A 24,910-nucleotide genomic window follows, 5' to 3' on the forward strand; every position below is an offset into this window, starting at 1 on the left:
TACCTTTCGGTTATGAGCCCGCCACAGGCTTCAGACACTCGATAGAGCGATCCACCGTAGTCTTGGCAATCTCCAGCAAATGCCACACCGCCAGAATTTTCGCCCGTTCGGCGCTCGCCAATTGTTCACCGCAATCGAGCGCGGTGGCAGAAGCACTGTCGAGCAAGCTGGCGGTGTAGAGCAGGGCGTCTTCGAAGCTCAAGTCTTCGTTGATGGCGTGGAAGCCTTGGGTGGGCAGGTAATGGTCAATGGCGCGATTGAAAGCGGCGCGGTCTTTGGCGGGATCGTGGGGTGGATCGGGTAGGACTTTGTTCATGGTGTAGACCTTCGCGTTGGTTTAGGGGCCGACACTCTTCGCGACTAAACGAGGGTGGCGGCTGTACGCAGGTTAGTCGACCGGCTCCAACGCGAAAATTCCGGCGCACCCGGAGGTGCCCTGCGCACAGCCACCATAAAACTTCATGGAGGACCATGCACGCGTTGGAAGGTCGGGCGACTAAACCCGATCACTGAATTAGCAGTGACGGACCGCAGACTAGCCACCGATTCCAGCAGGCACAAGGCGGCAGGGATTGTCTAGGAAACGTCCTGCAATTAAAAGGGATGCGCCTTGCTGGCCCTTTACAAAGCATGACGAAATGCCAGCAACCCTATGAGGCCCAGCCGTCACGCACCGCACTGCGAATCCCCTCCAGCAACATCGCAAACGCCGGGTTGTCGTTGTTTACCCTCTGCGTGGTAACGCCGCCTGGGACGCTCCGCGTCCCGCCTGCTTGCGCAACTTACAGGTGACGCGGAGCGTCACGGGCTGCATTCCCACGCTGGCGTGGGAACGATCGTTAAGAAGTATTTAACGGGCTAATCGCGATTCAACTGTGGGAGAGGCACGCTACCCCTGTGGCGAGCGGGCTTGCCCCGCGTTGGGCTGCGCAGCAGCCCCAAAACCAGACGCGCAAGAGTGCCTGACTCGCCGAATTTGCTTTGATGGGGGCGCTTCGCACCCCAACGCGGGGCAAGCCCGCTCGCCACAAAGACCTGATCGCCTGAAATAGCTGCTGTGAAATACAAAAATTGAGGGTGAAATTTTAACTCTTGAAAATGAGTAAGTTATTTCATGTTTGATAAGCGCGGGCTCCCACAGTTGGTCCGCGTTTCGCCGGCTCTCAAATGCCAGCAGCCCTATACGGCCCAACCATCGCGCACCGCACTGCGAATCCCCTCCAGCAACATCGCAAATGCAGGGTTGTCGTTGTTCTCGCGCCAGATCAAATGCAGCTCGCTCTGCGCCCCGTCGCCCAGGTCGATATCGCGAAACACCACGTTCTTGAACACTACGCTGCTGGCGCAACGCGGTACCAGCGCCAAACCCATGCCGGCGTTGACCAGCGCCAGGATGGTCAGGGATGAGCCCAGCCACTGCACATACTCCGGCGCGACGCGGGCCGAGCGCAGCAGGCCGGTGAGCAGTTCGTTGAATGGCGGGTAGGCCGAGTGCGCGTACATCAGGAACGGCTGGGCGTCCAGGTCCTGCACGCTGACTGTATCGGCCCGGGCCAGTCGATGGCTGCTCGGTACGGCCAGCACAAAGGGTTCGCGCACCAGGCATTCGGTGGCATAACCCGGCTCCAGCAACGGTGCGCGGACGATGCCCAAGTCAATGCGGCGGGCACGCAGGGCTTCGTACTGCTGGTAGGTGTTCATCTCCGACAGGTCGATCTTGACGTGGGGCTGGTTAAGCCGCGCCTCGGCGATCACCCTGGGCAAAAACTCATACACCGCGCTGCCGACGAAGCTGATATTCACCGTGCCGATGTCGCCCTCGGCGAAGCGTCGCGCGGTCACCGCCGCTTGCTGGGCGCGCTCCAGCAGGTTCTGCGCCTCGATAAAAAACGCACGGCCGGCGGCGGTGAGCGCGACGCTGCGGGTGGTGCGGGTAAACAGCTCGACACCCAGGTGATGTTCAAGCAGCTGGATCTGCCGGCTCAGGGGCGGCTGGGTCATGTTCAGCCGTTCGGCCGCGCGCCGAAAATTCAGCTCGGTGGCTACGGTGGTGAAGCAGCGCAGTTGGGTCAGTTCGAACATTGATCTAATCCAGGTATCAATCGAATGCCAAGTTAGATTAGACGGGAACAATCCTCCGCGTCCATCATCGACTCGCCCCTAAAAAAACAATGAATGGGAGTCACCCCTTGGATACCCTCCAGAATCCGCCCGACCCGAACGTGCTGGCCCGCGCCGCCGCCAAGGTCAAGCGTCATGTACTGCCGCTGTTTGTGGTGATGTTCATCGTCAACTACATCGACCGGGTCAACATCGGCTTTGTGCGCAGCCATTTGGAAATCGACCTGGGCATTGGCGCGGCGGCCTATGGCTTGGGCGCCGGGTTGTTCTTCATTGGCTATGCGATCTTCGAAGTGCCGTCCAACCTGCTGCTGCAACGCTACGGCGCACGGGCCTGGCTGACGCGCATCATGTTCACCTGGGGCGCGGCCGCGATGGCCATGGCCTTCGTCAAGGGTGAAACCAGCTTTTATATCCTGCGTTTTGTCCTCGGCGCCGCCGAAGCCGGGTTTTTCCCAGGTGTCATCTATTACTTCACCCAGTGGCTGCCGGCCTCCGAGCGCGGCAAGGCGATGGCGATTTTCCTCAGCGGTTCGGCGATTGCCTCGGTCATCTCCGGGCCGGTGTCGGGGGCGTTGCTGCACATCAACGGCTTGAGCCTGCATGGCTGGCAGTGGATGTTCCTGATCGAGGGCTTTGCTTCGATCGTGCTCTGCGGCTTTGTGTGGTTCTGGCTGCAATCCCATCCGCATCAGGCGAAGTGGCTCAGCGCCGAGGAAAAACACGCGCTGGTCAGTGCTATCGAGGCGGAGCAACAAGCGCGTGAAGCGGCCCAGACCGTGCGGCCGTCGATGTTCAAGTTGCTCGCCGACAGGCAGATCGCACTGTTCTGCTTTATCTACTTTTCCATCGCCCTGACCATCTACGGCGCCACCTTCTGGCTGCCCAGCATGATCAAGAAAATGGGCAACCTGGGCGACTTCCAGGTCGGCCTGTTCAACTCGATTCCCTGGCTGATTTCCATCGTTGCCATGTACGTTTTTGCCGCCCTGGCCAGCAAATGGAAACACCAGCAGGCGTGGGTGGCGCTGATGCTGGTGATTGCCGCCTTCGGCATGTTCATGTCCACCACCGGCGGGCCGGTGTTTGCCTTTGTCGCTATCTGTTTCGCGGCGATTGGCTTCAAGGCCGCTTCCGCACTGTTCTGGCCGATCCCCCAGGGTTACCTGGATGCGCGCATTGCTGCGGCGGTGATTGCCTTGATCAATTCGGTCGGCAACCTGGGAGGCTTCGTCGCGCCCACCACCTTCGGCTTGCTGGAGCAGACCACTGGCTCCATCGAAGGCGGGTTATACGGCCTGGCCGCCACATCGCTGCTGGCGGCGGTGGTGGTGTTTTTTGCGCGCACCTCGCCACGGGGCAGCGTGCCGCCCACGTCCACACCGACTGCTCACCCACACGCCCTGCGTCCAGGCCCACAAGGAGCCGCCTCTTGAAAATCATCCGCGTTACCGTCACGCCCATTGCCTTTCGCGACCCGCCGCTGCTCAACGCCAGCGGGATCCATGAAGCTTTTGCATTGCGCTCGATCATCGAGGTCGAGAGCGACACCGGCTACATCGGCCTTGGCGAAAGCTACGGCGATGCCCCGGCGCTGGCGATCCAGCAACAGGTGCAGCCGCAACTGATCGGCCTCGACCCCTTCAACCTGAACGGGCTGCGCGCGATCGTGCAGGCCACGGTGGCCGCGCATAAACCCGCGAGCCTCAGTGGCGCGGAACTGGCGCCGGGCTCCCATGCCAGCAAGGCCGTGAGCAACGCCTACTCGGCGTTCGAAGTGGCGCTGCTCGACCTGCAGGCGCACTCACTGAATGTACCGCTGGTGGACCTGCTCGGCGGCGCGATCCGCGACCGGATCCCGTTCAGCGCCTACCTGTTCTTCAAGTACGCCGAACACATCGATTCGCCCTACAAAGCCGACAGTTGGGGCGAAGCGCTCAACGAACAGCAGATCGTCGCCCAGGCCCGGCGCATGATCGACACCTACGGCTTCAAAAGCATCAAGCTCAAGGCCGGCGCCCTGGAACCGGAACATGAAGTGCGCTGCATCAAGGCGCTGAAAAAAGCCTTCCCCGGCGTGCCGCTGCGCATTGACCCAAACGGCAACTGGTCCTTGGAAACCTCGATTCGCATGGCCGAACTGCTCGGCGACGACCTGCAATATTACGAAGACCCGACCCCCGGCCTGGACGGCATGGCCGAGTTGCACAAACGCACCGGCTTGCCCCTGGCGACCAACATGGTGGTCACCGATTTCGACGAGTTCCGCCGCAGCGTAGCGCTGAACAGCGTGCAGATCGTGCTTGCCGACCACCATTACTGGGGCGGCCTGCGCGACACCCAGGTCTTGGCGAAGATGTGCCATACCTTCGGCCTGGGCGTGTCGATGCACTCCAACTCACATCTGGGCATCAGCCTGATGGCGATGGCCCATGTGGCCGCGTCGGTGCCCAACCTCGATTACGCCTGCGACACCCATTACCCCTGGCAGGAGCCGGACGAGGAAGTGATCAAGGGCGGCAAGTTGCCCATCGTCGACGGCTGCGTGACCATCACCCGCGCGCCGGGCCTGGGCCTGGAGCTTGACCCTGATCAACTGGGCAAGCTGCATGACCAGTACCTCAGTTGCGGCATCCGCCAGCGCGACGACGTGAAACAGATGCAGCGCTACCAGCCGAGCTGGAAGACCGTCAAACCGCGTTTCTGAAGCTTGGTCGCTTCGCTTTGCCCGGTGACACATCCGCGTGTGTCACCGGGCTTTTTTAGGCGAAATCTTCCTCGAAGTGTTCCTGCTCGCCGCGTGTATCGCTCTGACGGCGCAGCATCTCCATCTGGCGCAGCTCCACGCGGCGGATCTTGCCGGAAATGGTCTTGGGCAGCTCGCTGACGAACTCGATACGTCGCACCCGCTGGTAGGGCGCCAGGTGTTCGCGGGCAAAGGCCAGGATATGCCGGGCCAGCTCGGCGCTGCCCGCTGCGTCATGGGCCAGGATCAGAAACGCCTTGGGCACGGCCAGCCGCACAGGATCGGGGCTGGGCACCACGGCCACCTCCATCACCGCCGGGTGTTCGATCAAGGCACTTTCCAGCTCGAACGGGCTGATGCGGTAATCGGACGCCTTGAACACATCGTCGGCGCGGCCCACGAACGTGATATAGCCGTCGGCGTCGATCTGCGCGGTGTCGCCGGTACGGTAGTAGCCGTCACGCATGACTTCGGCGGTTTTTTCCGGGCTGTCTTCGTAGCCCAGCATCAGGCCCAGCGGGCGCACGTCCAGGGGCAGGGCGACTTCGCCTTCGGTGCCGGGAATGCCATCGGCATCGAGCAGCGCGACCTGGTAACCCGGCAGCGGGCGGCCCATGGAACCTGGCTTGAGCACCTGGCCCGGGGTGTTGCCCACCAGGGCGGTGGTTTCCGATTGGCCGAAGCCATCGCGCAGCGGCAAGCCCCAGGCGAGTTGGATCTGCTCAATAATTTCCGGGTTCAGCGGCTCGCCGGCACCGACCAGTTCGCGCAGGCTCAGGCGCGGTTTGTAGCTGGCCAGGTCCTCCTGGATCAGCATCCGCCACACCGTGGGCGGCGCGCACAGGCTGGTCACGCCGTAGCGTTCCAAGGTACTGAGCAAGGCCGGGGCGCTGAACCGCGCGATGTTATGAATAAAGATGCACGCGCCGGCATTCCACGGCGCGAACAGGCAACTCCACGCATGCTTGGCCCAGCCCGGTGACGAGATATTCAGGTGCAGGTCGCCCGGTTGCAGGCCGATCCAGTACATCGTCGACAGGTGGCCCACCGGGTAGCTCTGGTGGCTGTGCAGCACCATTTTTGGCTTGGACGTGGTGCCGGAGGTGAAATACAGCAGCATCGGGTCGGTGGCCAGGGTGCGGCCTTCGGCCTCGAACTGCTCGTTGTGTTCATAGGCGGCACTGTGCGCGACCCAGCCGGCAGGCGCCGAGCCCACGCAGATACGGCTGCAACCGTGGGCCAGCCCGGCGAATTTATGTACATGCGCCTCGCCCACCACCAAGTGGCGAACCTGCCCGCGCTCGATGCGGTCGCCCAGGTCGTCGGCATTCAGCAAGGCCGTGGCGGGGATCACCACGGCGCCGAGCTTGAACGCCGCGAGCATGGTTTCCCACAGCGCGACATCGTTGCCGAGCATCAACAGCACACGGTCACCGCGACGCACCCCGAGGGCGCGCAGATGGTTGGCCACCTGGTTGGAACGCGCGGCCAATTGCTGGAAGCTGTAGCGCTGCTCGCTGCCGTCTTCTTCGACGATCCACAGCGCATTGGCCACATTGCCTTCGGCCATGGCATCGAAATAGTCCAGGGCCCAGTTGAATTCGTCCAATTGCGGCCAGCGAAAATCCCGTACGGCGGTGGCGTAGTCGGTGCGGTGAGCGAGCAGAAAATCCCGAGCGGCCAGGAAGGGCTGGGTCATGGTGGCTGTCCTTGATTATTGTTGTGGGGACTGGCCCTCGGCTGCAACCGAGAGGCTGGACCGAGTATAGGCACGCATAAATCAGAGCAGAACGCTCAAAAACACCGGAGCGTTATGCAAAAAACTCGTGGGTGTTGATCGAGCGGTAGGCCGATTGAGCATGGGTTCAAGGTACGAACCGAAACCCACCCGACAATTTGCCCTTCAAATAGCTGACCAACGCACTGACCGACTTCGGCACATGCGGCGAATACGGCCTTATCAAGTAGATCTCATCGGCAAACGCGCCCTTGAGCGTCCAGCCCTTGAGCACCTGCACCAGCGTGCCGCTGGCCAGGGCGGCGTGCGCGCTGAAGTCCGGGAGCAGGGCGATGCCCAGGTGACTGAGCGCCGCGTCGCGCAAGGCTTCGCTGTTATTGGTGGCAAAGCTGCCGGCGATGGGCACGGTGAGGCGTTCGACGTGTTTGCTGCCGCGCTCGAAGGTCCAGGCGGGCTGGTCGGTGCCGCGTGGATAGAACAGGCAATTGTGCGAGGACAGGTCCCCGGGTTCACGCGGTTCGCCGTGACGTTGCAGGTAATCCCGGGTGGCGACCAGCACCGAGCCGGTATCGCACAGTTTCCACGCCACGTGGGTTTCCGGCACCTGGAAGCCATGCCGCACCGCCAGGTCGTAGCCCTCGGCGGCCAGTGAACTCAGGGCGTCCGACACATCCAGCTGGATACGCACTTGCGGGTACTGCTGCAAGAATGCCGACAGGTGCGGCACCAGTTGCTGGCGCGCAAATGCCACCGGTGCGGTGAGGCGTACCAGCCCGCGGATCTCGCCGACCGAGTCGCGCACCGACGAGAAGCTGCGCGCGATCTGTTCGTAGGCGCTGCGCACCTCACGGGTCAAGGACAGCCCCGCCTCGGTCAGCCGCACGCTGCGCGTGGTGCGCGTGACCAGGCGTGTGCCGGTGGCCTTTTCCAGGTCGGAAATACGCTGGCTGACGGCGGACTTGCTCACGCCCAGGCGCGCGGCAGCGGCGGTGTAGGTGCCGTGTTCCTCCAGCACCGACAGCCAGTGGATGTGGGTCCACAGCCCTTCGATCTCAGTCTTTTCCATTGGATGATTGTTCGCTAATGTGGACAATAAGTTCTGGATTCTGCTCTGGTTTGGAACAAAGCGAAAGCCTAAGGTGTGTTCCAACGCTACTCACCTGGATCGACTGCCATGACCACTACCATCGAGCACTACATCAACGACCAGCGCGTGTCCCGCGATGATCGCTATCAGGACGTCTACAACCCGGCCACCGGCGAAAAGACCGGCCGCGTCGCCCTGGCCAGCCGCCAGACCGTGGCCGAAGCCGTCGCCGCGGCCCAGGCCGCCTTCGCCGGTTGGGCCGACACGCCGCCAATCCGCCGCGCCCGCGTGCTGTTCGAATACCTGCACCTGCTCCGCGCGCGCAAGGACGACCTGGCGCGCATCATCGTCGCCGAGCACGGCAAGGTATTCACCGACGCTCAGGGCGAAGTCGACCGTGGCATCGACATCCTCGAATTCGCCTGCGGCATTCCCAACCTGCTCAAGGGTGAATATTCCGACCAGGTTTCCCGTGGCATGGACAACTGGACCCTGCGCCAGCCGCTGGGGGTTGTGGCCGGCGTCACGCCGTTCAACTTCCCGGTGATGGTGCCGATGTGGATGTACCCGATCGCCATCGCGGCGGGCAACACCTTCATCCTCAAGCCAAGCCCGACCGACCCGAGCGCCTCGCTGTTCATGGCCGAGCTGCTGCGTGAAGCCGGCCTGCCCAAAGGTGTGTTCAACGTGGTGCAGGGCGACAAGGAATCGGTAGACGCGCTGATCGAACACCCGGACGTCAAGGCGGTGAGCTTCGTCGGCTCCACGCCGATTGCCCAGTACATCTACGAAACCGGCGCGCGCAACGGCAAGCGCGTGCAAGGCCTGGGCGGCGCGAAAAACCACATGGTGGTGATGCCCGACGCCGATATCGAAAAAACCGTGGACGCACTGATGGGCGCGGCCTACGGCAGTGCCGGCGAACGCTGCATGGCTATCTCGGTGGCCGTGCTGGTGGGCGATGTGGGTGACAAAGTCATCGCCGCCTTGACCGAACGAGCCAAGCAACTGCGCATCACCGACGGCCGCGACTTGAAGGCCGAGATGGGGCCGATCGTGTCCCGCGCCGCGCTGGAACGCATCAGTGGCTACATCGAACAAGGCGTACAAGCCGGCGCGCAACTGCTGCTCGACGGGCGCGACTACGTGCCCACCGAAGCGGGCCTGGAAAACGGCTTCTGGCTCGGCGCGACCCTGTTCGATCATGTCACCCGTGAAATGAGCATCTACCGCGAAGAAATCTTCGGCCCGGTGCTGGCGTGTGTCCGCGTGAACGACTTCGCCGAAGCGGTGAAACTGGTCAACGACCACGAATTCGGCAACGGCGTCAGCTGCTTTACCCGCGACGGCAACATCGCCCGCGAATTTGCACGGCGCATCGAAGTGGGCATGGTCGGCATCAACGTACCCATCCCGGTGCCGATGGCGTGGCATGGTTTTGGTGGCTGGAAGAAGAGCCTGTTTGGCGACATGCACGCGTATGGCACCGAGGGTGTGCGCTTCTACACCAAGCAGAAATCGATCATGCAACGCTGGTCGGAGAGCATCGAGCAGGGCGCGGAGTTTGCGATGCCTGTGTCCAAATAACCCAGCAGCACAGCAGAACCCCTGTGGGAGCGGGCTTGTGTGGGAGCGGGCTTGCTCGCGAATGCAGGGTGTCAGTCGCCAGATGTGCTGGCTGACATGCCGCATTCGCGAGCAAGCCCGCTCCCACAGTCTTTGGTCTGTACGGGGTTCAAGTACTCACTGGTCAGATGCGTTATCGTTTGCTCCAGGTACTCGCTTGGAGACGGATTTGAAAGGAATCACACTGATCCCATTGTTGGGAACGCTGCTGTCAGGCTGTGCGCCGTCTTACTCGGCATGGACGGGCAGCATGAACGGATTTGTCGGCACCCGTTTTCATGACCATATCTATCAGGATTGCAGCCGCGGCTGTGGCGATTCCTATTGGTCACCGGTCAATCGTGACAAGGTCTATGATCGGGTTGTGAAGGAAGGCGACAGCCAGCGCTACTTTATTACCTGGATCAGAGACTGCCGATATTCGGTGCTGGTCTCAGGTGAGGGTATCGTCCAATCGTGGCGTTACGAGACGGAAGATCGCGGCAGTTGCTACATCTTCTAGCCGGCTTCGGTGCGAGAGGGGGCAGCCCCTCCCGCTTTTTTCAGCGCATTCAGGCAATTGCTTTTGCAGGCTTCAGGCACTCGATGGAGCGGTCCACCGTCGTCCTGGCTATCTCCAACAAATGCCACACCGCCAGAATCTTTGCCCGCTCAGGGCTTTCCAACTGTTCCCCGCAATCCAGCGCAGTCGCCGAAGCACTGTCCAGCAGACTGGCGGTGTAGAGCAGGGCATCTTCGAAGCTGAGGTCTTCGTTGACGGTGTGAAAGCCTTGGGTGGGCAGGTAATGGTCGATGGCGTGGTTGAAGGCGGCGCGGTCTTTGGCGGGGTCGCGGGGTGGGTCGGGTAGGACTTTGTTCATGGTGTAACTCCTATTGAGCATGAGAGCTACCGCCAACGCTGCTAAACGAAGGTGGCAGCTGTACGCGGGTTAGCAGACCGGTCAATAGGAAAACCAGCGCACCCGAAGGTGCCCCACGCACAGCCACCATAAAAGTGGACGTGAACCGTGTGCCTATTGAAGCCAGGCTGCTAAACCCGATCGCTGAAACCCAGCGACGGAGCGAAGACTAGCCACCGATTCCAGCAGGCACAAGGCGGCAGGGATTGTCTAGGAAACGTCCTGCAATTAAAAGGGATGTGCCTTGCTGGCCCTTTACAAACCATGACCAAATGCCACTAACCCCGCCGATCCAACAGTGGAGTGCGGACAAGATGGGAGCTGGCTTGCCTGCGATAGCCCTGGGTATCTACACAACTTTCAAAGGCTGGCATATCCCCTTGTAGTGAGCGGGCTTGTCCCGCGCTGGGTGGCGAAGCCGCCCCAAACCAGGCGAATTGGGTTTGTCTGAAACTGCGCGGTGTATTTATTGGGGCCGCTTCGCCACCCAGCGCGGGACAAGCCCGCTCACTACAACAGTGTGTAGATACCTACTGGGTAAGTGTGGGTCGTAGACTTGATCTGCTGCGATTGCTTTCATATCGATAGCAACTAATCTGATAACTAAGCGCTCGGTTTAATTTGGCGCGCAATATCGTTAAGCGCAGAAGAATAACGGCTCCGGCCCGCAGCCCTGCTGCCTGGTAATTGAGTAGCTAGCTTTCTAGTTACTTGTCGTTGATTGTAAGTGCCACTGTATTTATATCAAGGACATAAATACAGTGATGGCCTTTTTAACTTAAATAATTCTTCACGTTGCGACAGCCAGGCTTCCATGTTAAACCTTGCCCCGCACGTTAAGGCCAACGCTGGCTTGCTCTTTTCAGCCAGCAGCAAGTTGCTGGCTGTTCATGTGTTATTCAATCTTCGCTTGTCACTTAAGCGTCAGTAAAAGGACATCATCATGAAACACGCGAATCACACACCCACTCGTTGGACTCGGGCCGATGCGCTGAAAGTTAATGAGAATGACCCGACGACCACGCAGCCGTTAGTGCGTCCTGACTTTCCTGTCATGAGTGACACGGTATTTATCTGGGACACTATGCCATTGCGTGAACTTGATGGCACCGTGGTATCCGTCAATGGCTGGTCGGTGATCTTCACACTCACCGCCGACCGCCGTCCGCACGATCCACGGTTCATCAACGCCGATGGCCGCTACGACATCAAGCGCGATTGGGAAGACCGCCATGGCCATGCGCGTATCTGCTACTGGTACTCGCGCACCGGCAAGGACTGGATTTTCGGCGGCCGTGTCATGGCCGAAGGGGTTTCGCCGACCACCCGTGAATGGGCCGGTACACCGATCCTGCTCAATAATGCCGGTGACATTGACCTGTATTACACCTGCGTCACCCCGGGGGCGACGATTGCCAAGGTGCGTGGCCGGGTGGTCACCTCCGACAGCGGTGTGGAGCTGCAAGGCTTTAGCCAGGTCAAATCGCTGTTCGACGCCGACGGCACCTATTACCAAACCGAAGCGCAGAACGCGACCTGGAACTTCCGCGATCCCAGCCCGTTTATCGACCCTGTGGATGGCAAGTTGTACATGGTGTTTGAAGGCAACGTCGCCGGCGAGCGCGGGACACATGAAGTGGGCCCCAATGAGCTGGGGCTGGTGCCGCCGGGGCACGAGGACGTGGGCGGGGCGCGCTATCAGGTCGGCTGCATCGGCATTGCCGTCGCCAAGGACCTCAACGGTGACGAATGGGAAATCCTGCCGCCGCTGGTGACCGCCGTCGGCGTGAACGACCAGACCGAGCGGCCGCACTATGTGTTCCAGGACGGCAAGTATTACCTGTTCACCATCAGTCATAAATTCACCTACGCCGACGGCGTGACGGGGCCGGACGGCGTCTATGGGTTTGTCGGCGATCATCTGTTCGGCCCTTACACACCCATGAACGCCTCCGGGTTGGTGCTCGGCAACCCGCCCTCGCAGCCATTCCAGACGTATTCGCACTGCGTGATGCCCAACGGCCTGGTGACGTCGTTTATCGACAGCGTGCCCACCCACGGCGATGACTACCGCATCGGCGGCACCGAAGCGCCCACCGTCAGGATTGTATTGAAGGGTGACCGCTCGTTTGTGCAGGAGGCTTATGACTACGGGTACATCCCCGCAATGCGTGATGTCGTGTTGAACCAGTAACCGTCTGGCGGCCATTTATCAGCAGATAAAATGCTGCAAATGTGGGAGGGGGCTTGCCCTCGATAGCGGTGGATCAGTCGACATTTACATTGACTGACCTACCGCCATCGGGAGCAAGCGCTCTCCCACTTTTTTTGACCGCGTTGATCAAGTCCCCGCCCACCGGGCCGATACAGCCACTAGCACCCCGAGCGTTCCCGAACTCGGAGGTGTACGCCTGGTCGTCCCAGGTCAACGAATAAAAATCATAAAGGGGTAGCCATGACCATATTGCAGCGCGTGATCGGCGGATTTGCGGTGTTGGTGCTGTTGCTGCTGATCATGGCCGGGATCAGCTATCAGAACACGCAGTCCATCGGCAGTCGCTTGGCCATCATCACCGGCAAGTCGGCGCCGTTGAGCCGGGCCGCCAGTGAGCTCTACGTGCACATCCTGCGCGCCAACCAGGCGTTGTTGGCCATTCAGATCAGCACCGACCCCAAGCAGATCGAGGACGGCAAACGGCCGTTTACCGAGAGCATCGCCCAGTTCACGCAGTTGCTCGACAGCACTGCTGCCTACACCGGCGAGCATGAGGCGCTGCGGGCGAACCTGGCGCAGCAGCGCCAACACGTCACTGCCTACGCGGAACAGGCGCAGGCCTTGATGACCTCCCACTTGCAGCATGTGCAGCAGTTGGCGCTGACACGCAAATTGCAAGGCTACAGCAGTGCGCAGGCGATGCAGCTGACCAGCTACCTGCGTGATTACATCGCGCATGCGCGCAGCGTCAACGAACCGCAACAGGTGGCCGCAGCAGAGAAACTGCTGCTGGAAGTCAACAAATCCTACGATGGTTTCGCGGCCCATACCGTCACGCCCGCCATCGATAAACTGCAGCGTGTGCTGAACCTGCAGGACGAAGTGATCAGCACCCGGGCCCAGGCGCTGACGGCGATTGACCCGCGAGTCGGGCGGATTGCCAGCGTCATGGTCAATCGCCTGCTGACGGACCTGACCGCCGCTGACGGCCTGTTCCAGGCCTATCAAGCCGAGGCGAAGCTCGCCGCGCAGGTGCAGCAGCAACGCAATGCGGTTGAGGCGGCACTCAAAACCACCCTCGACCGCATCGGCGAGTTCGGCAGCCAGTCCCTGGAGGTCGCCAACCAGGCCAGCCACTCGGCCAATGCCACCATCGGCACCAGCCGCAGCGTGCTGTTGATCGCCTGTGTGCTGGCGGTGCTGGCGGCCGTGGCGATTGGTACCTGGGTCGCCTTCAGCCTGCGACGCCCGCTGGCGGCGTTTCGCGAAGTCCTCAAGACGCTCACCGCCGGCGACATGCGGGTGAGTTTCGATGTCAGCCGCAAAGATGAATTCGGTGAGTTGGGCGGTTACCTGAACGAGCTGACCAAGGCGCTGCAAAAAACCTTTCGTGAATTGATCAGCTCGGCCGATGCCCTGGCCGTGACTGCTGGCAACAACGCCTTGAACAGCGAACAGACCACCCGTGTGGTGGACGAGCAGAAGGACCGCCTGCAATCGGCCGCCTCGGCCATGACGCAGATGGAAAGCACGGTCGAAGAAGTCGCCCGGCGTGCGCAGGACACCCGCCAGGCCGTGGACGACACCAGTGAGCTCACGCACAAGGTGCAGGAGCGCGTGGCCGAGACCATTGTCAATATCCGCCAGCAGGCCGACCAGGTGAACAAAGCCACGCAGGTGACCGATGAGCTGCAGAAGTACGGGCAGAACATTGAGGGCATTGTGGTTGCGATTCGCACCATTGCCGAGCAGACCAACCTGCTTGCCCTTAACGCAGCAATCGAAGCGGCGCGTGCCGGCGAGCAGGGGCGCGGTTTTGCGGTCGTGGCCGATGAAGTGCGTTCCCTGGCCAGCCGTACCCAGACCTCGACCAGCGAGATTCAGGACATGATCGGGCTCATGCAGCAAAAAATTCACTCGGTGGTGCACGTGATGAACGAAAGCCAGGCGCAGTCCAGCCAGTGCGTGTCCCTGGCCTCGGGCGCTGGTGATTTGCTGCTGTCGATGAGCGACGCGGTCGACAGCATTCGCGACATGAACATCCAGATTGCCGCCGCCACCGAGCAGCAGAGCGCCACGGTGCAGGAAACCAGTCGCATGGTCATCCAGATCAACGATTCGGCCCAGCAGACGGCAAGCGGTGCCGAGCAGTCCGCCATCAGCAGCCAAGCGCTGTCGAACATGGCCAAAGTGCAGCGTGAGCTGCTCCATCATTTCAGCGTTTGAGCCGCAGGAGTCAGAACATGAAAGCATGGTTAATGCTCGCCCTGGGTGCGACGCTGTTCATTCCGGGCCCGGCCCAGGCCGCCACGCCCTTGCTGGGTGTAGGCATGGCAAAATACGACGATAACTTCCAGACCCTGCTGCGTAACGGCGTGCAGCAACAGGCCGGCGTCATGAACGTCGACATCTTTATGGAGAATGGCAAGGACAGCGTCGATTTGCAGATGCGTCAATTGCGCAACCTGATCAATTCCAAGGTGGATGCGATCATCATCGCAATGGTGGACGGCAAAAGCGCGGCGCAGATGATGCAGCTGGCCTCGGACGCGAAGATTCCGCTGGTGTTCGTCAACCGTAATCCGAACCCGGAAAAGTGGCCGGCACAGACCGCGTTCGTCGGCTCCAACGAGCTGGAGTCGGGCACCTTGCAGATGGAAGAACTGGCGCGCCGCGCCGGTTACAAAGGCAACGTGGTGATTCTGGTGGGCGACCCGGCCAACGCGTCCTCGTTGATGCGCACCGAGGACGTGGAAAAGGTCGTGGCCAAATACCCGGACATGAAAGTCGTGCGGAAAAAAGTCGGCAACTGGGAGCGTAGCCAGGCCGCCACCATTGTCATGGATTGGGTCAAGCAGGGTGTCGATTTCTCGATCATCGCCGCCAACAACGACGAGATGGCGATTGGCGCGATCATGGGGCTGGAAAAGGCCGGCAAGCAGGCCAAGGACTATTGGGTCGGCGGCATCGACGGCACGCCGGACGGTTTGAAATTGATGGCCGAGGGCAAGATGGCCGTCAGCGTATTCCAGGACGCCGCGGGCCAGGCCAGCGGCGCCGTGGACACCGCGTTGCGCCTGGTGCGTGGCGAGGTGCTGGAGTCGACGGTGGTGTGGGTGCCATTCAAGTTGATCACACCGGAAAATCGCCAGCAGTTTGAATAGCGATAGGGCAGACCCACCACTGCGATCCAACCTTGAAATGCAGCCAAATGTGGGAGCGGGCTTGCTCGCGCATGCGGTGTAACAGCCAATACATTTATTGACTGTCCCACCGCATTCGCGAGCAAGCCCGCTCCCACAGGTGATAGGTGGTGTTCTTGCGAATGACTTACCGCCGGCCGGCCCGCGTACTCACATCCACCCAAACCGCCAGCACCAGAATGCTGCCCTTCACGATCATCTGCCAGTAACTGTCGACGTCCAGCATCGACATGCCGTTATCCAGGCTGGTAATCACCAGCGCCCCGAGCAACGCGCCATACACCGTGCCCGAACCGCCGCGCATCGACGTCCCGCCGATAAAGCACGCGGCGATGGCGTCCAGCTCGCCCATGTTGCCCGCCGATGGCGAGCCGGCTGCGAGGCGGGCGGTGTTGACCAGGCCGGCGAGGGCGCACATCACGCCCATGATGCCGAAGATCCACAGTTTCACCGCCTGTACGTTGATGCCTGACAGGCGCGTGGCTTCCATGTTGCTGCCCACCGCATATACGCGGCGGCCGAACACGGTCTGGCTGGTGACGTAGCTGAACACGCCGAGCAGCACCAGCAACAGCAGCACCGGCACGGGGATGCCGTCGTAGCTGTTGAGGGTGGTGACGAACCCTGCCAGCACGGCGCCGATCAGCGCCACGCGCACCGCGTCACGCACCCGTGAATGCGCCGCCAGGCCATGCAACGCGCGGTTGCGTCGTTGCTTCCAGGTGAGGAACAGGGTCAACGCAAACAGCAATACCCCCAGGCCGATGCCCACCGTGTGCGGCAAATACCCCTGGCCCACGTACACCAACGACGGCGACACTGGCGCAATGGTCGTACCGCCGGTGATCCCCAGCAGAATTCCGCGAAACGCCAGCATCCCGCCCAGCCCGACGATAAACGACGGGATGCGCAGATAGGCCGTCATGTACCCGTTGGCCAGCCCGATCATCAAGCCGCACAAGGCGACCAGGCTCAGATTGGCCAATAATGGCACGTGATAAACCACATCCAGGATCGCCGCGAGCCCGCCCAGCAATCCAAGCAGTGAACCTACCGACAAATCGATCTCGCCGCTGATGATCACCAGCACCATGCCGCACGCCAGGATCCCGGTGATCGACATCTGCCGCAGCAGGTTCGACAGGTTACGCGGCGTGAGAAAGCCACCCTCCGTCTGCCAACTGAAAAACAGCCAGATCACCGCCACGGCGATCACCAGGGCGAGCATTTTGTAGCGGGTAAAGAGGTGTTTGACCTGATTCATCTACGCGGTCTTCCGATTGTTATTGTGTTGGCTGAGCGCAGCGGCGAGCACCTGTTCCTGGGTGAGGCCCTCGTTGATGAAGTCGCCACGCAGCTGGCCGTCGCCGATCACCAGCACGCGGTTGGACACGCCGAGCACTTCGGCCAGTTCCGAGGAGACCATGATGATCGCCACGCCTTCGGCCGCCAGCGCGCCCATCAGCTTGTAGATCTCGTACTTGGCGCCCACGTCCACCCCGCGCGTGGGTTCATCCAGGATCAGCACCTTGGGCCTGGCCATCAGCATTTTCGCCAGCACCGCCTTTTGCTGATTGCCGCCGGACAGGCTGGTAATCGGCAGGAACGGGCTGGAGGTCTTGAGGTGCATGCGCGCGATCTGCTGGTCGATGCTGCCCAGTTCGGCCTCGGCGTCGATGCGGGTCAGGTGGGCGTAGGTGTCGAGCACCGCCAGGGTGATGTTCTGGCCCACGCCTAGGTCCGGAATGATGCCTTGGCGCTTGCGGTCTTCGGGCACCATGCACAGCCCGGCGCGGATCGACTTGAGCGGCGTGCGCGTGTCGATCACCTGGCCGTCCAGCCACACCTCGGCGCTGTAGCGGCCGGGGTAGGCGCCGAACAGCGCTGACACCAGCTCGGTGCGCCCGGCACCCACAAGACCTGCGATGCCGAGGATTTCGCCGCGCCTGAGCACGAACGAAATATCGTCGACGCGTTTGCGCTTGGGGTTGTCGACGTCATAGCAGGTGACGTTGCGCGCTTCGAAAATCACCTCGCCCACCTCGTGGGGCTCGGTGGGGTAGAGGTTGCTCATCTCGCGGCCGACCATCTGCGTGATGATCTGCGCGATGTCCATGTCGGCCATCGCCGTGGTCGCGATGTGCTTGCCATCGCGGATCACCGCAATGGTGTCGCACACCGCCGCCACTTCATCGAGCTTGTGGGAGATGTACACGCAGGCCACGCCCTTGGCCTTGAGACCGCGGATGATGTCCAGCAGCACTTCGATTTCCGAGCGGGTCAGGGCCGAGGAGGGCTCGTCCAGGATCAGCAGGCGCGCCTGCTTGTTCAGGGCCTTGGCGATTTCCACCAGTTGCTGGTAGCCGCCGCCGTACTGCGACACCGGCAGCGCCACGTTCATGTCCGGCACCTTGAGCTCGCGCATCAAGGCTTCGGCACGGTGGATCATCGCCGGGTAGTTCATGCGCCCACCCGGCAAGGTCAGCTCGTGGCCCATGAAGATGTTTTCGGCCACCGACAGGTCCGGCACCAGGGTCAGTTCCTGGTGGATGATCACGATGCCGGCCGCTTCGGTTTCGCTGATCGACTGGGCCCTGAGCGGCTGCCCGTCCCAGAGGATTTCGCCGTCCCAGGTGCCGTACGGATAGACCGCCGACAGCACCTTCATCAGGGTGGATTTACCGGCACCATTCTCGCCGCACAGGCCGACGCATTCCCCCGGCCGCACCTTGATATCGATGCCGTTCAACGCGTTGACACCGCCAAAGGATTTGACGATGCCGTTCATTTGCAGCAGGTAGTCGGCCATGGCGATCACTGCCCGCCGATCTGCTCTTTGGTATAGAAGCCGTCCTTTACCAACAGGTCGACATTGGCCTTGGTCAGCGGCGTCGGGGTCAGCAGGATGGTATCGACCTTTTTGCTGCCGTTGTCGTACTGCGAGCTGTACGTCGGTTTCTCATTGCGCGCCAGTTGCACCGAAAGCTTGGCGGCTTCGGTGGCGATCAGCTTGAGCGGCTTGTATACGGTCATGGTCTGGGTGCCGTCGATCACGCGCTTGATCGCGGCGAGGTCGGCGTCCTGGCCGGAGATCGGTACCTTGCCCGCCAGTTTCTGCGCGGCCAGGGCCTGGATCGCACCACCGGCGGTGGCGTCGTTGGAGGCGACGATGGCGTCGATCTTGTTGTTGTTCCGGGTCAGGGCGTTTTCGACGATGCTCAGGGCTTCGGTGGGGTTCCACTCTTTCACCCATTGCTGGCCGACAATTTTGATGTCGCCCTTGTCGATGGCCGGTTGCAGCACTTTCATCTGGCCTTCGCGCAGCACCTTGGCGTTATTGTCGGTGGGCGCGCCGCCGAGCAGGAAGTAGTTGCCCTTGGGCGCGGCTTGCAGCACGCCGCTGGCCTGCATCTCGCCGACTTTTTCGTTATCGAAGGAGATGTAGGCGTCGATGTCGGCATTGAGGATCAGGCGATCATAGGACACTACCTTGATCCCGGCTTTCTTGGCTTCGGCGACGGCGTTGGTGAGCACGGTGGCGTTGAACGGCACGATCACGATCACATCGACGCCACGGGAGATCAGGTTCTCGATCTGGGAAATCTGCTTTTGCTCATTGGCATCGGCCGATTGCACGAAGACCTTGGCATCGAGTTTTTCCGCCGCCGCCACGAAATAATCCCGGTCTCGGGACCAGCGCTCCAGGCGCAGGTCATCGATGGAGAAACCGATCTTCGGGTGGGCAGGGTCGGCCATGACCGGCAGTGCGAGCAGGGCCAGGGTGGCGGCGAGCAGGGTACGTTTGAATGACTTCATGGTGGTGCGTCCTTTTATTGTTGTTGGAAAGACACAGCGTGGTGCGGATAGAACTGTAGAGCGTCCCTCGACGCTCCGGGCATAGTTTTGTCGTGCAAATGTCACCGATAGATAAACCGATTGACTACCCCCTCAAGCATCTCCTGGCGCCCACTCACGGCCTGCGGGTTCAGCTCGTTGGCAAACGCATGCTCGGCCAGGGACTCAAGGCTGAACTCGCCCGCCAGCACCGCTTTACCCAGCGGCTGCTGCCAGCCGGCATAACGCTGGTCCTTGAACTGTTGCAACTGGTCGTTCTGCAGCATGGCGGCCGCGCGTTCCAGGGCCAGGGCCAGTACATCCATGGCCGCGACATGGCCGTGGAACAGGTCCACGTCATCCAGGCTCTGGCGGCGCACCTTGGAGTCGAAATTGTAGCCGCCATTCTTGAAGCCGCCGGCCTTGAGGATTTCATAGGTGGCCAGGGTCATTTCCTCGACGCTGTTGGGGAACTGGTCGGTGTCCCAGCCGTTCTGCGGGTCGCCACGGTTGGCGTCGATGCTGCCGAAGATCCCCAGCGAGACCGCCGTGGCAATCTCATGATGGAAACTGTGCCCGGCCAGCGTCGCGTGGTTGGCCTCGATATTCACCTTGATCTCATGCTCCAGGCCGTACTCATGCAGGAAGCCGAACACCGTGGCGCTGTCGTAATCGTATTGGTGCTTGGTCGGCTCCTGGGGCTTGGGCTCGATCAGCAAATCGCCCTTGAAGCCGATCTTGTGCTTATGCTCCACCACCATGCGCATAAAGCGCCCGAGCTGTTCGCGCTCGCGTTTCAGGTCGGTGTTGAGCAGGGTTTCGTAGCCTTCGCGACCGCCCCACAGCACGTAGTTGGAACCCTTGAGCCGCAGCGTTGCATTCATCGCGCTGAACACCTGGGCGGCGGCGTAAGCGAACACCTCCGGGTCCGGGTTGCTCGCGGCGCCGGCGGCAAAGCGCGGGTTGCTGAAACAATTGGCGGTGCCCCACAACAGCTTGATCCCGGTCTGTTCCTGATGGCGCTCCAGATGGTCGACCATCTGCGCGAAGTGCTCGCGATACTCCTTGAGCGAACTGCCTTCGGGAGCGACGTCGGTGTCGTGAAAGCTGTAGTAGTCGATGCCCAACTTGGAAAAAAACTCAAAGGCGGCGTCTGCCTTGCCGATGGCCAGTTCCATCGGGTCGCCGCTGCGCTGCCACGGCCGCTTGAACGTGCCGACGCCAAACATATCCGCCCCCGGCCATACAAAGGTGTGCCAATAACAGGCCGCCATGCGCAGGTGCTCGCGCATGGGCTTGCCGAGGATGAGCTTGTTGGCGTCGTAATGGCGAAAGGCGAGGGGGGCGTCGCTGCTGGGGCCTTCGAAGCGAACCTTCTCGACACCGGGGAAGTACGGCATGGCGTTTTCCTTATTGTTCTTGGCGATGGTTCGATACTAGCAACGGCGGTGGGGCTGCCGATTATGAAAATCACCAAGCCATGGTGCGATTTTGAGTGGCAGGGTCTAATCTGCACCCACCGGCCCCAGGACAAAAACAATGAAAACCCTACCGCCCGTGCACCGCATCGCCTTGCTTTTCAACGGCAGCAAAATCTACGACCGTGGCATCATCGCCGGCATCGGCAATTACTTGAGCAGTACCCGTGCGTCCTGGGATCTGTTCCTGGAGGAGGATTTCCTGTGCCGCCTCAAGGGCATCGAACGCTGGCAGGGCGATGGGATCATCGCCGACTTCGACGACCCGCTGATCGGCGAGGCGCTGGCCGGGAGCAAGGTGCCGGTGGTGGCGGTGGGCGGCTCCTATGAGGATGCGCGCGCCTACCCCAAGGGCATTCCTTATGTGGCGACGGACAACGATGCGTTGATGAAGATGGCCTACGAGCACTTGATCGAGGCCGGCCTGACGCGGTTTGCCTGCTTCAGCTTGCCTGAAGCCCAGGCCAATCGCTGGGCCCAGGAGCGAGAGAAAGCCTTTAAACGCCTGGTGCAGCGGGACGGGTTGCCGGTGCAGATCTATCGTGGCCTGGGCACCAGTGCGCCGCTGTGGGACAGCGCGGTGGAACAGCAGATCGCCTGGCTGCAAAGCCTGCCCAAGCCCATCGGCATCATCGCGGTCACCGACGCCCGCGCCCGGCAATTGTTGCAGGCCTGCCTCACCGCGGGCATTGCCGTGCCGGAGGAAGTGGCGCTGATCGGCATCGACAACGACCCGCTGACCCGCACCCTCACGCGCGTGCCGTTGAGTTCGGTGATCCAGGGCACCGAAACCATGGGCCGCACCGCCGCCGCGCTGTTGCACCAGATGCTGCATGGCAAGCCGTGCACGGGCACGCAGGTGCTGGTACCGCCGGATGCAATCAACGTGCAGGCGTCCAGCCTGCACCAACCCTTGGGCAATCCGTACGTCATGCAGGCGCTGCTGTTCATTCGCCAATACGCCTGCCAGGGCATCAAGACTGCGCAGGTGGCGGCCTATGTCGGCGTGTCGCGTTCATCGCTGGAAGCGCACTTTCGCAAGGTGCGCGGCTGCAGCGTGCATGACGAGATCCTGCGCTTCAAACTCGCCAGCGCCGCCAAAGGCTTGCGCAGCAGCACCCTGGCGATTGCCGACATCGCACAGCAGTGCGGCTTCACCTCGGCGCAGTACCTGCACACCGTGTTTCGCCGGGAGTTTGGCTGCACGCCACGGGAGTATCAGCACGTCCCGGCAAACTTTGCGGCCCGAGGCCATTCGCCGCTGGACTTGCACCGCACAGACTAGGGAGAATGGTTTTTTGTGGCGTAAATGGAAGCTCCCATGACCGACAGTGCCCAGCGTGCCGCCAGCGACATCGACCTGATGACCGAAGTGGCGATGCTTTATTACCTCGACAACATCACCCAGGAAGCCATTGCCAAGCGCTTCGACCTGTCTCGGGTCAAGGTCAGCCGCTTGCTCAAGCGCGCCCGTGATGAAGGGGTGGTGGAAGTGCGGGTATTGCAGCACCCGGCCCTGAACACTGAGCTTGAACAGGCCGTGGTCGAGCGTTTCCAACTGGACCGCGCCTTGATCGCGGTCGACCATGGCGATCCCGACACCCAGCGCTCGGCGGTCGCCAGCCTGGTCGCCAATTACCTGAACAAGACCCTCAGCGACGGCATGATTATCGCCGTCGGCATGGGCCGCAACGTGGGCGCGGTGGCCGATAATGTGTTCCTGCCAGTGACGCGCAATTGCACCTTCGTGTGCGCGATCGGTGGCTCGCTCAAGGCCGGCGAATACATGAACCCCGACCATATCTGCCGGCGCCTGGCCCTGCGTTTCGGCGCCGAGAGCGAGACCCTCTACGCCCCGGCCCTGGTGGCCAACCCGGAACTGCGCAGCGTGCTGATCAACAACGACACCGTGCGCTCCACCCTCGACCGCGCGCGCCGCGCTGATATCGCGTTGATCGGCATTGGCGACATGAGCGAGAACAGCAACATGGTGCGCATGGGCTGGTTCTCGCCCCAGGAAATCGCCCAGGCACGCGTGTCCGGTACGGTGGGCGACATGATGGGCTACGACTTTATCGACATCCATGGCCAGCCGGCGGTCAACGCCATGCAGGGCAGGGTGATCGGCCTTTCGGTGCAGGAGCTGGCGCGCATTCCCGACGTGGTGGCGATCGCCAGCGAGAACACCAAGGCCGCCGCCACCCTCGGCGCGTTGCGCTCCGGGGTGATCAACACCCTGGCGACGACCGTGTCGAATGCCTACACGATCCTCGCCCTGGATGACGCCACGCGCCGTCAGGCGTGAAGGCGGGCCTCGACTGATTCGGCGAGATTGGTCAGGATCAGGCAGCAGGACACCGCGCCCGCATCCAGCACGCCCAGGGAGCGTTCGCCCAGGCGGCTGGCGCGGCCGATTTTCGCCACCAGATCCCGGGTGGAATCGCGGCCCTGGGACGCCGCGCTTTTCATCCGCCGCAACGCTTCGCTGAACGACGCGCCGCTGGCCTGGGCCTGCTCAAACGCTTCGACCGCCGGGATCAAGGTGTCCATCAGGCACTTGTCGCCCACGCCTGCGTCGCTGATGTCTTGCAGTGACGTCAAGCCGCCGCGCAGCAGCCTGGCGAAGCTCGCTGCATCGATACTGTCGCGGCCGCGCACTTCGTCGGCCATGCCGATGAACAGGCTGCCATACAGCGGGCCCATGGAGCCGCCGATGCCTTCCATCAACGCCAGGGTCAGCTCGTCCAGTGCTTCGGCCAGGGACACTTCGCGTCCCTCCAGGGTCTTGCCGCAGCGCGAGAAACCCTTGGCCATGTTGATGCCGTGGTCGCCGTCGCCAATGGCGCCGTCCACTTCGCTGAGGTACTCACGGTTGGCCACGATGATCGACACCAGATTGATGACGATGGCGCTACCTGTGTTGCTGGGGAAATGCTCGTTCATGCTTCACTCCGCTTGGGTCATGCCGATGGAGCGGCACGGTCTGTCGATCAGGCTGCTCAGTTCGGCGTCCAGCCCGAGCAGGGTCAGGGTCACGCCCATCATTTCCAGGGACGTGAAATAATTGCCCACATAGCAGCGGTGAATGCGCAGGCCCTTGGCGCGCAGCAGGCGCTCGACCTCGGCGTAGAAAATGTACAGTTCCATGACCGGCGTGGCGCCGAGCCCGGAGACCAGCACCACTACGCTCTGGTCCTGGGTGAAGTCGCGGTCGGCCAGGATCGGCGCGAGCATGCGCTCGGCCATGGCGGCTGCGGATTCCACCGGCACCACTTCGATGCCGGGTTCGCCGTGGTGGCCAATGCCCAGTTCCATCAGGCCATCGGCGATCTGGAAGTTGGCTTTGCCCACGGCCGGGATCGTGCAGGGCGTGAGGCCCACGCCGATGGAGCGGCACTGGTCCACGGCCTTCTGCGCCACGCGGATCACGCCGTCGAGGTCGTAGCCTTGGGCGGCGGCGGCACCGCCGATCTTCCACATGAAAATCTCACCGGCCACGCCGCGCCGCTTGGCGATCTCCGCCACAGGGGCCGAGGCCACGTCGTCGTTGGCGACCACGGTGCGGATGTTCATGTCTTTGCTGGCGGCCATTTTCATCGCCAGCTTCACGTTCATGTTGTCGCCGGCATAGTTGCCGTACAGGCAGGCCACGCCCGCGCCCTGGTCGGCGGCGCGGAACGCATCGAAGAAGCTCTTGGCGGTGGGCGACGAGAAGATTTCGCCGACCGCCACCGCATCCACCAGGCCTGGGCCGACATAGCCGAGAAACGCCGGCTCATGGCCCGAGCCGCCGCCCGTGACGATGCCCACCTGGCCGGCCGGTGAAGCGATACGCTTGCGGATCACCCGTGGATTGCTCTCGTACTGCGCCAGTTCCGGGTGCGCCACAAGGATGCCCGCAAGCATGTCCTCGACCACCAGGTCTGGGTCGTTAATGACTCGATTCATGCCGTGTTCCTTTTG

Annotated in this window: 20 protein-coding genes; 9 read left to right on the forward strand and 11 right to left on the reverse strand. The window is 61.9% G+C overall.

What is annotated here, in order from left to right:
* Positions 1–10 precede the first annotated feature (10 nt).
* Both H0Z09_RS10590 and H0Z09_RS10595 read right to left on the reverse strand, forming a co-directional pair.
* Positions 11–316 carry a hypothetical protein gene (locus H0Z09_RS10590; RefSeq protein WP_186690295.1) on the reverse strand — a complete coding sequence of 102 codons (306 nt, stop codon included), beginning with the start codon at positions 314–316 and terminating at the stop codon, positions 11–13.
* A gap of 863 nt (positions 317–1,179) precedes the next feature.
* Positions 1,180–2,082 carry a LysR family transcriptional regulator gene (locus H0Z09_RS10595; protein ID WP_186690297.1) on the reverse strand — a complete coding sequence of 301 codons (903 nt, stop codon included), beginning with the start codon at positions 2,080–2,082 and terminating at the stop codon, positions 1,180–1,182.
* 107 nt (positions 2,083–2,189) lie between these two features.
* Between H0Z09_RS10595 and H0Z09_RS10600 the strand changes: the two genes are divergently transcribed.
* Together H0Z09_RS10600 and H0Z09_RS10605 are read left to right on the forward strand one after the other, a co-directional pair.
* Positions 2,190–3,557, forward strand: coding sequence for an MFS transporter (locus H0Z09_RS10600; RefSeq protein ID WP_186690299.1), 1,368 nt, complete (start codon positions 2,190–2,192; stop codon positions 3,555–3,557).
* Positions 3,554–4,828 carry a glucarate dehydratase family protein gene (locus tag H0Z09_RS10605; protein ID WP_186690301.1) on the forward strand — a complete coding sequence of 425 codons (1,275 nt, stop codon included), beginning with the start codon at positions 3,554–3,556 and terminating at the stop codon, positions 4,826–4,828. Before H0Z09_RS10600 ends, H0Z09_RS10605 begins: the two co-directional genes overlap by 4 nt.
* Positions 4,829–4,883: 55 nt before the next feature.
* Here H0Z09_RS10605 and H0Z09_RS10610 read toward each other — a convergent pair whose 3' ends face one another.
* Positions 4,884–6,566, reverse strand: a complete 1,683-nt coding sequence (locus tag H0Z09_RS10610; protein ID WP_186690303.1) for an AMP-binding protein — start codon at positions 6,564–6,566, stop codon at positions 4,884–4,886.
* 166 nt (positions 6,567–6,732) lie between these two features.
* Positions 6,733–7,671, reverse strand: a complete 939-nt coding sequence (locus H0Z09_RS10615; protein ID WP_186690305.1) for a LysR family transcriptional regulator — start codon at positions 7,669–7,671, stop codon at positions 6,733–6,735.
* A 108-nt stretch (positions 7,672–7,779) separates the two neighbouring features.
* Here H0Z09_RS10615 and H0Z09_RS10620 point away from each other — a divergent pair, with 108 nt between their 5' ends.
* Both H0Z09_RS10620 and H0Z09_RS10625 read left to right on the forward strand, forming a co-directional pair.
* Positions 7,780–9,279 carry a CoA-acylating methylmalonate-semialdehyde dehydrogenase gene (locus H0Z09_RS10620; protein ID WP_186690307.1) on the forward strand — a complete coding sequence of 500 codons (1,500 nt, stop codon included), beginning with the start codon at positions 7,780–7,782 and terminating at the stop codon, positions 9,277–9,279.
* Positions 9,280–9,568: 289 nt separating this feature from the next.
* Positions 9,569–9,820 (forward strand): hypothetical protein, encoded by a 252-nt coding sequence (locus H0Z09_RS10625; RefSeq protein WP_238340221.1) that lies wholly within the window; start codon positions 9,569–9,571, stop codon positions 9,818–9,820.
* A 49-nt stretch (positions 9,821–9,869) separates the two neighbouring features.
* On the opposite strand, the gene H0Z09_RS10630 is transcribed toward H0Z09_RS10625, so the two are convergent.
* On the reverse strand, positions 9,870–10,178 hold the full coding sequence (locus H0Z09_RS10630; RefSeq protein ID WP_186690311.1) for a hypothetical protein: 309 nt from the start codon (positions 10,176–10,178) through the stop codon (positions 9,870–9,872).
* Positions 10,179–11,160: 982 nt separating this feature from the next.
* Here H0Z09_RS10630 and H0Z09_RS10635 point away from each other — a divergent pair.
* From H0Z09_RS10635 to H0Z09_RS10645, 3 genes are all read left to right on the forward strand, one after another.
* Positions 11,161–12,411 (forward strand): glycoside hydrolase family 68 protein, encoded by a 1,251-nt coding sequence (locus H0Z09_RS10635; RefSeq protein ID WP_186690312.1) that lies wholly within the window; start codon positions 11,161–11,163, stop codon positions 12,409–12,411.
* 261 nt (positions 12,412–12,672) lie between these two features.
* A complete protein-coding gene (locus tag H0Z09_RS10640) occupies positions 12,673–14,658 on the forward strand; it encodes a methyl-accepting chemotaxis protein (RefSeq protein WP_186690314.1) in 1,986 nt (661 codons plus the stop codon).
* 17 nt (positions 14,659–14,675) lie between these two features.
* Positions 14,676–15,596: a substrate-binding domain-containing protein gene (locus tag H0Z09_RS10645; RefSeq protein ID WP_186690316.1), complete on the forward strand. Its 921-nt coding sequence runs from the start codon at positions 14,676–14,678 to the stop codon at positions 15,594–15,596.
* 166 nt (positions 15,597–15,762) lie between these two features.
* Here H0Z09_RS10645 and H0Z09_RS10650 read toward each other — a convergent pair whose 3' ends face one another.
* From H0Z09_RS10650 to xylA, 4 genes are all read right to left on the reverse strand, one after another.
* Positions 15,763–16,899: a sugar ABC transporter permease gene (locus H0Z09_RS10650; RefSeq protein WP_186690318.1), complete on the reverse strand. Its 1,137-nt coding sequence runs from the start codon at positions 16,897–16,899 to the stop codon at positions 15,763–15,765.
* Complete coding sequence (gene xylG / locus H0Z09_RS10655) at positions 16,900–18,444, reverse strand: D-xylose ABC transporter ATP-binding protein (RefSeq protein ID WP_186690321.1); 1,545 nt, start codon at positions 18,442–18,444, stop codon at positions 16,900–16,902. It lies immediately after the preceding gene.
* A 5-nt stretch (positions 18,445–18,449) separates the two neighbouring features.
* Entirely contained in the window at positions 18,450–19,451 is a 1,002-nt protein-coding gene (gene xylF / locus H0Z09_RS10660; RefSeq protein ID WP_186690323.1) for a D-xylose ABC transporter substrate-binding protein, read from the reverse strand.
* A gap of 101 nt (positions 19,452–19,552) precedes the next feature.
* Positions 19,553–20,869, reverse strand: a complete 1,317-nt coding sequence (xylA, locus tag H0Z09_RS10665; RefSeq protein ID WP_186690325.1) for a xylose isomerase — start codon at positions 20,867–20,869, stop codon at positions 19,553–19,555.
* Between the two features lie 139 nt (positions 20,870–21,008).
* On the opposite strand from xylA, the gene H0Z09_RS10670 reads away from it, so the two are divergent.
* Complete coding sequence (locus H0Z09_RS10670; protein ID WP_186690327.1) at positions 21,009–22,232, forward strand: XylR family transcriptional regulator; 1,224 nt, start codon at positions 21,009–21,011, stop codon at positions 22,230–22,232.
* 36 nt (positions 22,233–22,268) lie between these two features.
* The gene (locus tag H0Z09_RS10675; RefSeq protein WP_186690329.1) at positions 22,269–23,252 is read left to right on the forward strand and encodes a sugar-binding transcriptional regulator; all 984 of its coding nucleotides are present in this window, start codon (positions 22,269–22,271) and stop codon (positions 23,250–23,252) included.
* On the opposite strand, the gene dhaL is transcribed toward H0Z09_RS10675, so the two are convergent.
* Positions 23,243–23,890 (reverse strand): dihydroxyacetone kinase subunit DhaL, encoded by a 648-nt coding sequence (gene dhaL / locus H0Z09_RS10680; RefSeq protein ID WP_186690330.1) that lies wholly within the window; start codon positions 23,888–23,890, stop codon positions 23,243–23,245. The genes H0Z09_RS10675 and dhaL overlap by 10 nt on opposite strands.
* Positions 23,891–23,893: 3 nt before the next feature.
* The gene (locus H0Z09_RS10685) at positions 23,894–24,895 is read right to left on the reverse strand and encodes a dihydroxyacetone kinase subunit DhaK (protein ID WP_186690332.1); all 1,002 of its coding nucleotides are present in this window, start codon (positions 24,893–24,895) and stop codon (positions 23,894–23,896) included.
* Between the last annotated feature and the right edge of the window lie 15 nt (positions 24,896–24,910).

It is taken from the genome of Pseudomonas sp. SWRI18 (assembly GCF_014268345.1).
Lineage (GTDB): Bacteria > Pseudomonadota > Gammaproteobacteria > Pseudomonadales > Pseudomonadaceae > Aquipseudomonas > Aquipseudomonas cedrina.

Excerpts from the sequence above, each read along its gene's own strand:
- H0Z09_RS10640 (WP_186690314.1), top strand. The coding sequence starts at position 12,673 with ATGACCATATTGCAGCGCGTGATCGGCGGATTTGCGGTGTTGGTGCTG.
- H0Z09_RS10615 (WP_186690305.1), bottom strand. The coding sequence starts at position 7,671 with ATGGAAAAGACTGAGATCGAAGGGCTGTGGACCCACATCCACTGGCTG.
- H0Z09_RS10635 (WP_186690312.1), top strand. The coding sequence starts at position 11,161 with ATGAAACACGCGAATCACACACCCACTCGTTGGACTCGGGCCGATGCG.
- H0Z09_RS10595 (WP_186690297.1), bottom strand. The coding sequence starts at position 2,082 with ATGTTCGAACTGACCCAACTGCGCTGCTTCACCACCGTAGCCACCGAG.
- H0Z09_RS10630 (WP_186690311.1), bottom strand. The coding sequence starts at position 10,178 with ATGAACAAAGTCCTACCCGACCCACCCCGCGACCCCGCCAAAGACCGC.
- xylA (WP_186690325.1), bottom strand. The coding sequence starts at position 20,869 with ATGCCGTACTTCCCCGGTGTCGAGAAGGTTCGCTTCGAAGGCCCCAGC.
- H0Z09_RS10675 (WP_186690329.1), top strand. The coding sequence starts at position 22,269 with ATGACCGACAGTGCCCAGCGTGCCGCCAGCGACATCGACCTGATGACC.
- xylF (WP_186690323.1), bottom strand. The coding sequence starts at position 19,451 with ATGAAGTCATTCAAACGTACCCTGCTCGCCGCCACCCTGGCCCTGCTC.
- H0Z09_RS10625 (WP_238340221.1), top strand. The coding sequence starts at position 9,569 with ATGAACGGATTTGTCGGCACCCGTTTTCATGACCATATCTATCAGGAT.
- H0Z09_RS10620 (WP_186690307.1), top strand. The coding sequence starts at position 7,780 with ATGACCACTACCATCGAGCACTACATCAACGACCAGCGCGTGTCCCGC.
- H0Z09_RS10645 (WP_186690316.1), top strand. The coding sequence starts at position 14,676 with ATGAAAGCATGGTTAATGCTCGCCCTGGGTGCGACGCTGTTCATTCCG.
- H0Z09_RS10670 (WP_186690327.1), top strand. The coding sequence starts at position 21,009 with ATGAAAACCCTACCGCCCGTGCACCGCATCGCCTTGCTTTTCAACGGC.
- xylG (WP_186690321.1), bottom strand. The coding sequence starts at position 18,444 with ATGGCCGACTACCTGCTGCAAATGAACGGCATCGTCAAATCCTTTGGC.
- dhaL (WP_186690330.1), bottom strand. The coding sequence starts at position 23,890 with ATGAACGAGCATTTCCCCAGCAACACAGGTAGCGCCATCGTCATCAAT.
- H0Z09_RS10590 (WP_186690295.1), bottom strand. The coding sequence starts at position 316 with ATGAACAAAGTCCTACCCGATCCACCCCACGATCCCGCCAAAGACCGC.
- H0Z09_RS10610 (WP_186690303.1), bottom strand. The coding sequence starts at position 6,566 with ATGACCCAGCCCTTCCTGGCCGCTCGGGATTTTCTGCTCGCTCACCGC.
- H0Z09_RS10650 (WP_186690318.1), bottom strand. The coding sequence starts at position 16,899 with ATGAATCAGGTCAAACACCTCTTTACCCGCTACAAAATGCTCGCCCTG.
- H0Z09_RS10685 (WP_186690332.1), bottom strand. The coding sequence starts at position 24,895 with ATGAATCGAGTCATTAACGACCCAGACCTGGTGGTCGAGGACATGCTT.